This window comes from Paenibacillus sp. PK3_47, from assembly GCF_023520895.1.
Classification (GTDB): domain Bacteria; phylum Bacillota; class Bacilli; order Paenibacillales; family Paenibacillaceae; genus Paenibacillus_AQ.
Genome location: NZ_CP026029.1, coordinates 2,744,821 through 2,757,765, shown reverse-complemented (window position 1 = coordinate 2,757,765; position 12,945 = coordinate 2,744,821). Strand labels below are relative to the sequence as shown.

Genomic DNA, 12,945 nt, shown 5'->3' with positions numbered 1-12,945 from the left:
CTTTTTGCGATCTGCCGCCTGTCATTTCCGACTAAAACGGTAGGTTTTACATTTAATCTCATATTATCAATCTTGCAGGCTGTTGTCAATATATATCGCTGTATGATATTTCTCGCGCAGTTCTTTTTCGACCTGCTGCAGCGGTGCCGCCTTCTCCAGTGCCAGCTCTTCACGTACCTGCTTACGGATATCAACGGTTGCAGGAGCTGCCGGGGTAATTACCTGCTCCAGCCTGATAACTGCATAACCGTCCTCCGTTGCCAGCGGCCCGGCTATATCTCCCGGATTTAGCCCCGCAGCTGTGTTCAGCAGCTCTTCCGGCCAGAAAGGGTCATCCTCCTCCAGCATACCAATCTTTCCGCCATGCTTCCCGCTTTCCTCATCCGTAGACAGCTCGCGGGCCAAAGCGGCAAAATCCTCCCCCTGCTCCAGCCGGTCCATGATCTGCTCTGCTTCTTCATAGTTCTCAGCCTCAATGATGGAGAGCTGCAGCTGTTTTTTCGGAATGAAGCGTTCAGCATTCTGCGCCAAGTAATTATCAATATCCGCTTCGCTAATCATGATGCCTGCTGTTGCTACTCTCTGAAGCGTTAACCTGTAGACGGTCTCTTCACGCACTTCCTCACGGCTAAGCCCCAGCTCAGACTGCATTTGTGCATAATACTGCTCTTCAGATTCATAACCGGACATGTTGAGCTGAAGCTGCTGATCAACCTCGTCATCAGTCACGGAAATCCCGAGCGCTTTAGCTTCCATACCGACGACAATATGATTAAGCATGCCCAGCAGCACTTCATCACCATGCTTTTTACGGAGTTCGTCCATCCACTGACGTTCAGTCACGGGCTGTCCGCCTGCGGTTGCAATGTCCGGGGAATCGCCCTCTACGGTCCCGCCTTTAAGAATAGCCATGGCCCGCAGACTCCAGAATAAAAGACCCCCGAGCACCAAAGCCGCAACAGCCAGCAATATAACGGCATTGCGCAGTGCGCGCTCCTGTCTTGTTATCATCCGTGGCCCTACGACTTCGCTTGCGTAAGAATAACCTGCATATCATCCTTATCAAATACATATGCCTCGTTGCAGAAATGGCATACAACCTCGGCTTGTTCATCCTCTTCGATCAGACGCTCCAGCTCATGGGCACCCAGGCTGACCAGTGTCTGTTCCACCCGCTCACGTGAGCACTGGCAGACAAATTGAATGTCCAGGCCATCAAGAATTTCTGCATCCGGCAAAAGATAGCGCAGCATTTCCTCCGGTTCCAGTCCCTGATCCAGCAAGGTGGTGACCGAAGGCATACTTCCGATAGCCTTTTCAATCTCGGTGATCTCTTCATCGGTAAGACCCGGGAGCAGCTGAATAATAAATCCTCCGGCAACCCGTACGGAATTATCAGTCTCCACGAGAACGCCGAGTCCTACCGCAGACGGAGTCTGCTCGGAAACAGCAAAGTAATAAGTAAAGTCATCGCCAAGCTCCCCGGATACAATCGGTACACTCCCCCGATAAGGTTCCTTAAGCCCTAAATCCTTACTGACATCAATAAAACCTTCCGTTCCCACAACGCCCGCAACATCCAGCTTGCCTTGACTGTTGCTGGGCAGGTGTACATGCGGATTATGAACATACCCCCGCACTTCTCCCAGCGCATTTGATTCTGCGACAATCTGGCCGATCGGCCCGTTTCCCTTAACCATGACTGTCAGCTTCTCCCGGCCTTTGAGCATTGCGCCCATCATGGCCGCAGCTGTAACCGTACGACCCAGTGCGGCTGTTGCCGTCGGGTACGTATCATGTCTGCGCCGCAGTTCATCCACCAGCTCTGTTGTACGGACAGCAAACGCCCTGACTCTGCCGTTCAGGGCAGTTCCCCGGACAAGCCGGTCTTTTTTATTTTCCATCGGGTACATACTCCTCCTGTCTCATAGCCGCTCAGGGCTTCTTTATCTTATTTATTGCGGTCATAAATAATACGCAGACCTTCAAGCGTCAGCATTGGATTTACTTCATCGATACAATCCGTTTCACCCGCGATGAGCGGAGCTAGGCCGCCGGTAGCGATCACCTTCAGAACTGGGGCATTCATTTCCTGCTTGATGCGCCGTACGATACCTTCAACCTGGCCGGCATATCCGAAAATAATTCCGGCCTGCATCGCATGCACCGTATTGCGGCCAATCACCTTTTTAGGCTTCTCGAGTTCAATCCGCGGCAGCTTGGACGCCCGCTGATACAAGGCCTCCGTGGAAATCCCCAGTCCGGGTACAATTGCCCCGCCCAGATAGTTCGCACCGGCGTCAATACAATCAAAGGTAGTCGCCGTCCCGAAATCAACGACAACCAGCGGACATTTATACCGTTCAATAGCGGCAACCGCATTTACAATCCGGTCAGCACCCACTTCACGCGGGTTTTCGTAACGCAGGTTCAGCCCGGTTTTGATTCCGGGACCTACCAGCAGCGGATCTTTGCCGATATATTTCTCACACATCTCCACAATGACCTGAACAAGAGGAGGAACGACGGAGGAGATAATGACCCCCTCCACATCTTTTAAAGAAAGGCCTGACATATTAAACAAGTTATAAATCAGCACTCCGTATTCATCGACAGTCGATTGGCGCGCAGTATTCAGACGGAAATGGTGCAGCAGCTCACGCTGCTTGTATACACCGAGTACAATGTTGGTATTGCCGATATCAACGGCGAGCATCATGAGAGAGAATCCTCCTTCTTCGCATTCAGGTCCAGACTGATATCCAGGCTGGTGAAGGAGTAGGTAAGCCGGCCCACTGAAATGACATCCACACCAGATTCAGCAATTTTGCGTACAGTCGCAAGAGTGACATTTCCGGAGGCCTCTGTTTTGACATGCGGGGACTTGGTCTTGATTCTTCTGACTGCCTCCTTCATCAGTTCCGGTTCCATATTATCAAGCATGATAATGTCGGCTCCTGCCGTCAGTGCTTCTTCCACCTGCTCGAGGCTTTCCGTCTCCACTTCAATGGTCATCGTATGCGGAATGTTCGCCCGGGCCCGTCCTACAGCCTGAAGAATCCCGCCGGCCCCTTTAATATGGTTGTCCTTAATCATGACTGCATCATATAATCCAAAACGGTGATTGGCCCCGCCTCCGATACGCACCGCATACTTCTCCAGCATCCGGTGGCCGGGTGTGGTTTTGCGGGTATCCACCAGACGGGCCGGCAGTCCGGCAAGCTCCTGCACGAAAGCTGCCGTACGTGACGCTACGCCTGACAGACGCTGCATCAGATTGAGCGCCAGCCGCTCCCCGGTAAGAATTGCATGTGTGCTGCCCTCAACTTCTGCAATGACAGTGCCTTTGGATACGCGCTGCCCTTCCTGTACCATTGCCGTAAATACAAGCGAAGGGTCGACAATTTCAAAGACCAGCTCCGCTACAGGAATTCCGCAAATCACACCGTCTTCCTTGGCATGTATAATTCCTTTGGACTCATGTCCTGCCGGTATCGTCGTGCGGGTCGTTATATCTCCTGATCCCACATCCTCCTGAAGCCAGCTTTTGATTAACTGCACAAGCTCTTCATTATATCCGTTAAACATCATCACTTAATTCCTCCACTATGCCCAGATCGCGGATCTGGAGCAAATGTTTCTGCCACACTTCATCATTACGCTGCGGAAAGTCTTCACGGTAATGCGCACCGCGGCTTTCCTCCCGGGCCAAAGCTGAGCCGGTAATTAGCAAACAGCAGGTAAGCATATTCGCAAACTCATATTCTTCACGTCTGGTCAGCGCTGAAGCAAAAACCGGCAGCTGCCGCTTCAGCTCCTCCAGCCCTTTGTTCAGCATCTCTTTATTGCGCCGCAGACCGGCGTAACGGACCATAATCTTCTGCAGCTTCAGCCGCCGTTCCACAATAGCCTGTGTCGGATACCCCGTGCGGCCATGACTGACAGCCGGCAGACTTACCTCTCTGCTCAGCGGAGCCAGTCTGCGGATTCGCTCAATAATCCGCCCTCCAAATACAATGGCTTCGGACAATGAGTTGCTTGCCAGACGGTTTGCGCCATGCAGACCGGTGGAAGAGACCTCACCGCAGGCGAACAGGCGGGAGATACTGCTCTCCCCGTTCAGATCCGTTTTGATTCCCCCCATCATATAATGCGCAGCTGGGGCCACAGGAATCCAGTCACTTGTAATATCCAGTCCATAACTCATGCATGTCTCGTAGATCGTCGGAAAGCGGTGTTTGACCTTATCCGCCGATTCATGTGTAATATCAAGATATACAAATGTAGATTTGGTCAGCTCCATTTCACTGACAATGGCACGGGCCACGATATCACGGGGCGCAAGCTCCATCAGAACATGATAACGTTCCATAAAGCGCTCGCCGTTAATATTCCGCAGAACTGCCCCTTCTCCGCGCACGGCCTCCGAGATCAGAAATCTTGGAGCTCCGGGGTAACTGAGTGCTGTAGGGTGAAACTGGATAAACTCCATGTCACGGATATGCGCTCCGGCCCGGTAGGCAATAGCCACGCCATCCCCTGTGGCAACCTCAGGATTGGTCGTATAGCGGTACAACTGACCGGCTCCGCCAGAGCACAGTATAGTTGCATCCGCCTGCAGGAACAGCCTGCTGCCGTCCGGCCGCTGGACCAGTGCGCCTACACATTCCCCTTCTTCGGTAATCAGATCAATTACGAAATGATCATCCCATATTTCGATGTTCTCATGCTCGCGGGCCTGTTCTCCCAGGGCGCGTACAATTTCATATCCTGTTGCGTCACCATTCGCATGAAGAATGCGGCGGTGGCTGTGGGCGCCTTCCTGGGTCAGGGCCAGATTTCCGTCTTCCTCATCAAATATAGTCCCCAACCGGATTAGTTCACGCACCCCAGCCGGTCCCTCATTCACCAGTACATCAACGGCTGCTGATGAACACAGCCCTGCTCCGGCCATTAACGTATCCTGACGGTGGTAAGCCGGGGAATCATCCTCGGCTATGACAGCAGCAATACCTCCCTGAGCATATCTTGTGTTGCTCTCCAGCAGCGATTTCTTAGTAATCATGACGACATGTCTGTCTTCACCGGCTTTGATGGCCGTGAACATTCCGGCGATACCTGAGCCGATCACAAGGCACTCCGTCTTTATTGCAGGAAGCTCGCGTAGATCAAAATCAACTAAATATTGAGGAATCATGACCGCTTTTCACCTGTTTCAACGAAAGAGTAGCGCATGCTACCGGACTTGTAGCATGCGCTCTAGGGAAGTTCTGGCCTTGTCGGCGACAGCAGGCGGTACATAAATCTGCGGCTTCATCGTCTCCAGGCATTTTACCAGCTTTTTTAGATTATTAACCTTCATATTAGGGCAGACAAGAAATTTGGTTGCAAAATGAAACTCCTTATCAGGGCTGTCCTTACGAAGCTGATACCCTGTGCCGTCCTCAGTTCCGACAATGAACTGCCGGCGGTCCGATTTCCGGCAATACTCAATAATGGAGGTGGTGCTGCCCACATAATCACCCATAGCGACCACTTCCGGGCGGCATTCGGGATGAACGACAAATTCAGCTTCCGGATATTTCGATCTCATTTCTATTACATCCTTGACGGTAAGCATATCATGCGTGTTGCAGTAGCCTTCCCAGATAATCAGCTTTTTGCCTGTCTGGTCCTGAACATATTGCCCCAGGTTCTTATCCGGTACCCAAATGATTTCTTCGGCATCCAGCGACTCTATTACCTTAACGGCATTGGCAGATGTGCAGCAGATATCTGTCTCTGCCTTGATTTCAGCTGAAGAGTTGATATAGGTTACAACTTTGGCATTCGGGTGCTGTGCCTTCAGCTTGCGCAGACCGTCTACGTTGACCATATCAGCCATCGGACAGCCCGCACGCTCATCAGGAATAAGCACGGTTTTGTTCGGCGCCAGAATTTTAGCGCTTTCCCCCATAAAATGAACACCACAGAATACGATTACTTCCGCATCGGTCTCTGCCGCCTTTTGAGCGAGTAAAAAAGAGTCCCCCCGGAAATCCGCTACTTCCTGAATTTCATCACGCTGATAATAATGAGCCAAAATGATTGCATTGCGCTCCTTCTTAAGCTGTTCGAGGCGCACACGAAGTTCTCGGTTCTGTTCCTGCTTGCGCTCTAGCGCCAGAGCTTCCACGGTTAGTTCTCCCCCTTATTTCTTCACAGCCTGTAAGCCTGCACTTCATCCCCAGATGCCTGAATATAACTGTTCTGCACAGCTGCTCGTCTGCCGTTGCCAAACTTAACTATAATTTAATATTTAATCACTAATGTACACAACGTTCCACCCCCTGTCAATGTAACTGGGGAAGGACAATGTAATGTAAGATGCCTCTAATAAAAAAAACCGGAGAACCTGGGGTTCTCCGGTTGAGCTAACTTCTTATTTATTCAGACCGGACCATTTAGACGAGGTTGCCGCCTCCGCCTTGGTTGCCATTTCCTGAATTATTGTTGTTATCATCCGGATTTGGATTGTTCGGGATATCCTTGGTCAGATCCGGAGCAGCAGGAGGTACATCATCCTTGCCCTGAATGCGGACACGAACATCGCCGATAGAATCGATTACCGGTTCTCCGGATTCGTGAGTCACTGCGGGAGCATCCTCACGTTTGCCGTCCTCAGTCAGGTAACCCTGTTCGATCAGCTCTTTGATCTGATCAAGTTCCAGCGTTTCCTTCTCGAGGAGTGTATTCGCAATCAGGTGCATTTCCTTGGAGTACTTCGTCAGCAGCTCACGGCAGCGTTCGTAGCACTCACGGATAAAGCGTTGCATTTCCTGATCGATTTCGTAAGCAATGGAATCACTATAGTTCTGCTCATGCCCGATATCACGGCCGAGGAAGACCTGGCCTTGGGAAGTGCCGAACTGCATTGGTCCCAGCTTGTCACTCATACCGTATTCCATAATCATGCTGCGCACGATGCCGGTTGCCTGCTGGAAGTCGCTGTATGCTCCAGTACCAACCTCGCCGATGAACATTTCTTCGGCAACACGTCCGCCGAGGAGTCCTGTTACTTTATCAAGCAGTTCCTGCTTAGTAACCAGCATCCGGTCTTCCTTCGGAAGCATAATAACATATCCGCCAGCACGTCCGCGCGGGATAATGGTAACCTTGTGAACCATGTCCGCATGCTCCAGGAAGTATCCTGCAATCGTGTGTCCAGCTTCATGATAAGCTACAATACGTTTCTCGCGGTCACTGATAATGCGGCTGCGCTTCTCGGTACCTACGATTACACGGTCGATCGCCTCATCTACTTCGCGCATGCCGATATCCTTGCGGTTACGGCGGGCAGCGAGCAGGGCTGCTTCGTTAAGCAGGTTCTCCAGATCCGCACCGGTAAATCCGGTAGTCCGCTTGGCAATCACGTCAAGCTTAACGTCTTTGGTCAGCGGTTTGTTGCGGGAGTGAACCTTCAGTACAGCTTCACGGCCTTTCACATCAGGGCGGTCAACCGTAATCTGACGGTCGAAACGTCCAGGACGGAGGAGTGCCGGATCAAGTATGTCTGCGCGGTTGGTGGCCGCGACAATAATAATGCCTTCATTACCGCCAAAGCCGTCCATCTCGACGAGCAATTGGTTGAGTGTCTGTTCGCGTTCGTCATGCCCGCCGCCGAGTCCGGCGCCGCGCTGACGGCCTACTGCATCAATCTCATCTATAAAGATGATACATGGTGCATTCTTCTTGGCGTTCTCGAACAGGTCACGTACCCGGGAAGCACCGACACCGACGAACATTTCCACGAAGTCGGAACCGGAGATACTGAAGAACGGAACACCGGCCTCACCTGCTACCGCGCGGGCCAGCAACGTTTTACCGGTACCTGGAGGGCCTACAAGCAGTACGCCTTTAGGAATACGGGCGCCTACTGCAGCGAATTTACGCGGATCCTTCAGGAATTCCACGACTTCGACCAGCTCTTGCTTCTCTTCATCAGCTCCGGCAACATCCTCAAAGCTGATCTTCTTCTTCTCTTCATTATATAACCGGGCCTTGCTCTTGCCGAAGTTCATGACTTTGCCGCCGCCGCCTTGCGCCTGGTTAAACAGGAAGAAGAACAGGATGAACATAATAACCAGCGGAATAATGGAAGAAAGGAATGTCAGCCAGATGCTGTCGCCTTCCATTTTCTTCTGGGTCAGTTCCACACCGTTGGCTTCACTGAAGCCTATGAGTTCATTGACGGCATTATCTGTAGGAGGAACATATGTGGAGAAGTTTTTGGACTTTGCATCAGTCGGCTGTTCTTTATATTCGCCTGTAACCAGAAACGCGTTACCTTCAAACTGAATCGTCAGGCTCTTCACATTGTTGTCCTTCATTTCTTGCCTTAACTCATCGTATCTAGGGAAATCGGCGGATTCATTTCCATTGCTGACAAACTGGACAATGCCCACCACAACTAAAAATAAAATCAAATAAAAACCAGAATTCCGGATGAACCGATTCATCCCCTACCTCCTCTCACAACGCTCAAGTTATTGTACCATAGCCTGCCCGGAGTCCTCAAATTGTCAGAGGCCGGGATTCTGATCCGTAGATCTAAGGCTGTCGAGTAGTTCATTTGGAATAAATTTCAGGCTTCAGCACACCGACATAAGGGAGGTTCCGATACAGCTCGGCATAGTCCAGTCCATAGCCCACCAGAAATGCATCCGGAATCACAAAGCCGGTATATTCGGCTTCAAGATTCACTGCGCGGCCTGACGGCTTGTCGAACAGAGTGACTACTTTGACAGAAGCAGCATTGCGGCCCTGCAGCATATCCATTAAATAGCTGAGTGTAAGACCGCTGTCGATAATATCCTCGACAATCAGAACATCTCGGCCTTCAACCGATGTATCCAGATCCTTGATGATTTTGACTACACCGGATGATTTTGTTGTACCGCCATAGCTGGATACCGCCATGAAGTCCATTTCAACAGGTACTGTAATCACTTTAACCAAATCTGCCATAAAGATAAACGCGCCTTTTAGTACACAAATGACTAATGGCGTGCGTCCTGCATATTCTGCGCTCAGCTGGGCGCCAAGCTCCCTGATTCTTTGTTGAATTTCCTCTTCGCTGATCAAGATTTCCTGAATATCATTCTGCAACTTGCGAACCTCCTAAGTTATACTATGAAAGACTTACTTCGACCATTACGCTTCTTCACCGTTCTCCATTTCCTCCAGAGATAAGAGAAGAACCGAGGCCGTGTGCCGCCCTACTGCAGCATGCATCGAGCGTCTAACGCCCGGAATCCAGACGATATTGCCCAGGCCGTCACAAACAAGGGGAATGGCTGAGCGTTCGGAAGAAGGTATTTTATCGTCAATGTAAATATCTTTTACCTTTTTGCTTCCGTTTAATCCCATAACCCTTATGGTATCTCCAGGCAATCGGGAACGAATGGTCAGCGGAAGGATAAGCTCATCGCCGTCGAACCAGGCTGACATCTTCCCAATGTCTTCCCCCTGTACCACAAAACTTTCTTTCTCCAGCACCGTCATCGTCATTACTTTTCCTATTTCCTTAAGTTTAAGCCGGGAATTAGGCAAAGACATCCGATATGTATAGCTTAACTTCCGCTGCTGAGGCTTGGACGAGAACAAAACCGTATCATATTGACGCACACAGACCAGACCCCCGCCTAAATCAAGACTCCATACGGTGGGATCATTCTGCAGCGTCCCCCGGCGCACCGCTTCAATCTTGGAAAAATCCAAGGATGAGGAATCCGCCGACAGATAATTTAATATTAGTTTAATCAAACGCCGTTGTAAAGCGGAGGGTACGGCTGCAAATGCAGCTCTGTTAAAGGTGTATTTACTCTGCCCGACCGAAACAAGTTCATCGAAGCATTTGGCTGCGCTCGCCTCCATAAAATCATCTTCAGCCCCTGCAATTTCCGCTAACTGCAGAAGTGACTGCTTCACCTTGGGGTTGTGCTGTTCCAGCATGGGGAGAACCTCCAGCCTGACTGCATTGCGCTTATATATTGTCTGCAGATTAGTGGCATCCTCAACATAGAAAAATCCCCCGGTTTGGCATAGCGTGACAAGAGCTGTTTTGTTAATACGCAGAAAGGGGCGGATCAGTTCCACATTTTTTTCAGTTCTTTTCCAGCGCATGCCGGCAAGGCCGGAGGGGCCGCTGCCGCGCAGCAGCCGCATAAGTACAGTCTCCGCCTGGTCATCTGCATGATGAGCGAGCGCAACAGAACGGGCGCCGTAGCGTTTCGCGGTTTCTATCAGAAACTGGTACCTTTTCTCCCGGGCGGTTCCTTCGGGACCAAGCCCGCTGTTTTTGGCCAGAGCGGGAATATCATATTCAGCCAGCTCAAAAGGTATGCCCAGCTCTCCGGCAAGCGACCGGACGAATTCCGCTTCCTCCCGGGATTCTGCCCTGAATCCATGATTCACATGTGCACATATCAGGTTAAGAGGTGTCCGGGTCAGGGATATCTCGTGCAGAATACGCAAAAGAGCCACAGAGTCCGGTCCTCCGGAAACTGCGACTACAATGGTGTCATAGGGGCCAAACAGCTTATGCTCGGCTGCAGACTCCAATACGGATTCCACGATTTCATTCATCTGCTCCATACGCAGCTTCCCTTCTTACTCGATCCATCCCGTAATTTCAGTCCGGCACATCCGGCATCGAGGTATATGTATAATGTCAAAAACGGAACAACCAATAAATTGTAAAGATCAGTACAAACAAGGATAAGGCGAATGTGTTCTTCAGCCAGCGGGGCGTAGCAATGCTGTCTTTAGGCTGCTTGCGCATCCGGTAAATATGTTCCCTCCAGATTTGCAAGGCCTCTGCCGATCCGGCAAACCCGCCTTTTAGAGCAAGACACAGCCATGAGGACAGCTTCTTATCCGGCAGGCTTCTCGCCAGCCGCATAAGCTCCTCGGCACTTCTTGTCTGCGGCAGCTGCTGGGCAGCGGCCTTAAGCCCTTCTTCATTCAGCAGACGGAGGCATAGTACAGCAAAAGCAAAAAGATCGTACCCCTCATCGCCCGTACGGCTTCCCGCATTCCAGAATCCGCGGTCATGCCATTCGGTAAACTGCTTTACGCTGCGCCCCATGGGACTGGCTCCCCCATAATCAATGAGCTCAGCTTCACCGTAATTGGAGACCATCACATTCTCCGGCTTGAGGTCGCCAAACACAAAACCGCATTCGTGAATTTTCTGAAGCTTCTCAAGCAGCTTGAGTCCGACCAGGCCCAGCCAGGAGGCCCCGTTTTTGGCCAAAAAGTGATGCAGCTGCCTGCCCTCCACATAACGCATTACATAGAAGGGAACATTATCTCCGTTCTTGAAGTCATCAGACTCTAACAAATAAGAGGACATGGGCGATTCGCGGCGGGCACGATGCTCGCTGCGCTTCCTGCAGGACTGCAGAGAGGTGAGCACATTGATTTCGGATTGCAGCTCAAGCGTATCGTTACCGATTTTCAGCGCATACCGCCCCTGCCTGCCCTCTCTCTGCACGAGATATACAGTTCCGTTCGCCCCTTTTCCCAGCATCCGTTCCACGACATAACGGTTTCCCCGCCATTTGCCGGTAATCACAGTGCCTGCAGGATAGGGCGGATTAGACAACATACCCACCAATCATCCCTTCTCTTTCATTACGATCCTCGCCATGGCGATTGTCATGATATTCATCCAGTTTATCACAATGGAAATGTTCGAGCACCTTGAAAATAGCAGGGCCCGTCGGGGTAGCCCCCTTCATCTTCAGTCTGGTAAACAGCGAGCGGACTTCAGATACGTTATGCGTCCAGTCCAAATCAAGCTCGGCATCCTCACTCCCCGGCCGTCCGGGAAAATGGAACACGGCTATCTCGCTCTGCCCTTCGCGCGCCTCAAGGCTGAGCGCCAGATCGCGGATGGCATCTTCCACTGCACCAAGCTTCGGCTTCATACTGGCACTGGCATCAATCAGCAGTGCAATCCGCAGCGGCGTGGTCTCTGTCAGCTCATCCACTACTGTTACAACCTGTGAGCGCTGCAGCGGCGGAAGCTCCTCCAGTGAGCCTTCACCCAGTATTTTTTTTACCTCCTTATTAACCGCCTGCTGAATGGTCTGAACCACGGTTTTGCGGGTCAGCATTTGAATCGTCTGGGCAAGCTGCGGCGTACCGACGATCCGGCTGAGCCCGCCTCCGGCTTTGGCAATATCGGCAATCTCGCGGCTGCCCAGCTCCCCGATGGTTCCATAATCAACGACTCCGACTACGTTGACGGTGATCCCCTCTTGCCGGGCATGTGCCGCAGCCATCACCGGACTTTCTCCCACGTTCGAACAACCGTCAGTAATGAGCAGGATTTGCTTCACGGCCATACACTCCCCTTTGCCTTGTATCTGTTTCTAGCATATCCAAGGTAGAGAGATTTCAAACGCCGCTTAACGGAAAACACAGAATTAAAAGATTAAAGTCTGCGAAATGCGTCACTCCAAGGAACTTTTGGGCTTCCGATCGCTGTTGTCCCCAGATTTAATAATTATGCTATAAGGTAAAAATCCGGGGACAAAGGCGAACGCTAACGCTTCTACAGCTCCAAAATTCCTCTCCGATCCGTATATTCTCATCCAAAATCATTCAGTTCCTTTAATCCGCTGAGCCAGCGGCTTTTGAAACGGGGAGGGGCAGGGATAGCAGGTCTCACGATTCGACTCGCATATCCTAATGAATCTCTAATAATAAATTGTCCTGATAGATCTAACACAGTTCAAAATAGATGGAGACAATACTTAGTTGGAATACCTCCAGCTAATCCTATCATTTTTCCCGTTTTATGAAGCTTAGTTGGAAATCCTCCGGCTACTTCGGCTGATACATGTTTTTAGAGACTTATCCCGTATAAATAAGTGGAGTTTTTCCCACTAGCATCTT

Annotated in this window: 11 protein-coding genes; all 11 read right to left on the bottom strand. The window is 51.0% G+C overall.

Features of this window, described 5'->3' with window-relative positions; translation table 11 throughout:
- Positions 1 to 66 precede the first annotated feature (66 nt).
- Entirely contained in the window at positions 67 to 1,011 is a 945-nt protein-coding gene (locus tag C2I18_RS12380) for a peptidylprolyl isomerase (protein ID WP_249901473.1), read from the bottom strand.
- Between the two features lie 8 nt (positions 1,012 to 1,019).
- Entirely contained in the window at positions 1,020 to 1,904 is an 885-nt protein-coding gene (gene hslO, locus C2I18_RS12375; protein WP_249901472.1) for an Hsp33 family molecular chaperone HslO, read from the bottom strand.
- A gap of 47 nt (positions 1,905 to 1,951) precedes the next feature.
- Positions 1,952 to 2,719 carry a type III pantothenate kinase gene (locus C2I18_RS12370; RefSeq protein WP_249901471.1) on the bottom strand — a complete coding sequence of 256 codons (768 nt, stop codon included), beginning with the start codon at positions 2,717 to 2,719 and terminating at the stop codon, positions 1,952 to 1,954.
- Positions 2,716 to 3,591: a carboxylating nicotinate-nucleotide diphosphorylase gene (nadC, locus tag C2I18_RS12365; protein WP_249901470.1), complete on the bottom strand. Its 876-nt coding sequence runs from the start codon at positions 3,589 to 3,591 to the stop codon at positions 2,716 to 2,718. The genes C2I18_RS12370 and nadC overlap by 4 nt, the downstream gene beginning before the upstream one ends.
- A complete protein-coding gene (nadB, locus tag C2I18_RS12360) occupies positions 3,581 to 5,197 on the bottom strand; it encodes an L-aspartate oxidase (RefSeq protein WP_249901469.1) in 1,617 nt (538 codons plus the stop codon). The genes nadC and nadB overlap by 11 nt, the downstream gene beginning before the upstream one ends.
- Positions 5,198 to 5,236: 39 nt before the next feature.
- Positions 5,237 to 6,175: a quinolinate synthase NadA gene (gene nadA, locus C2I18_RS12355; RefSeq protein WP_249901468.1), complete on the bottom strand. Its 939-nt coding sequence runs from the start codon at positions 6,173 to 6,175 to the stop codon at positions 5,237 to 5,239.
- A gap of 268 nt (positions 6,176 to 6,443) precedes the next feature.
- Complete coding sequence (ftsH, locus tag C2I18_RS12350) at positions 6,444 to 8,498, bottom strand: ATP-dependent zinc metalloprotease FtsH (protein WP_249901467.1); 2,055 nt, start codon at positions 8,496 to 8,498, stop codon at positions 6,444 to 6,446.
- 109 nt (positions 8,499 to 8,607) lie between these two features.
- Positions 8,608 to 9,147, bottom strand: a complete 540-nt coding sequence (hpt, locus tag C2I18_RS12345; protein ID WP_249901465.1) for a hypoxanthine phosphoribosyltransferase — start codon at positions 9,145 to 9,147, stop codon at positions 8,608 to 8,610.
- A gap of 45 nt (positions 9,148 to 9,192) precedes the next feature.
- Positions 9,193 to 10,635 carry a tRNA lysidine(34) synthetase TilS gene (tilS, locus tag C2I18_RS12340; protein ID WP_249901463.1) on the bottom strand — a complete coding sequence of 481 codons (1,443 nt, stop codon included), beginning with the start codon at positions 10,633 to 10,635 and terminating at the stop codon, positions 9,193 to 9,195.
- 76 nt (positions 10,636 to 10,711) lie between these two features.
- Positions 10,712 to 11,650: a serine/threonine protein kinase gene (locus C2I18_RS12335; RefSeq protein ID WP_249901462.1), complete on the bottom strand. Its 939-nt coding sequence runs from the start codon at positions 11,648 to 11,650 to the stop codon at positions 10,712 to 10,714.
- A complete protein-coding gene (locus C2I18_RS12330; RefSeq protein ID WP_249901461.1) occupies positions 11,640 to 12,386 on the bottom strand; it encodes a vWA domain-containing protein in 747 nt (248 codons plus the stop codon). Before C2I18_RS12330 ends, C2I18_RS12335 begins: the two co-directional genes overlap by 11 nt.
- Positions 12,387 to 12,945 lie beyond the last annotated feature (559 nt).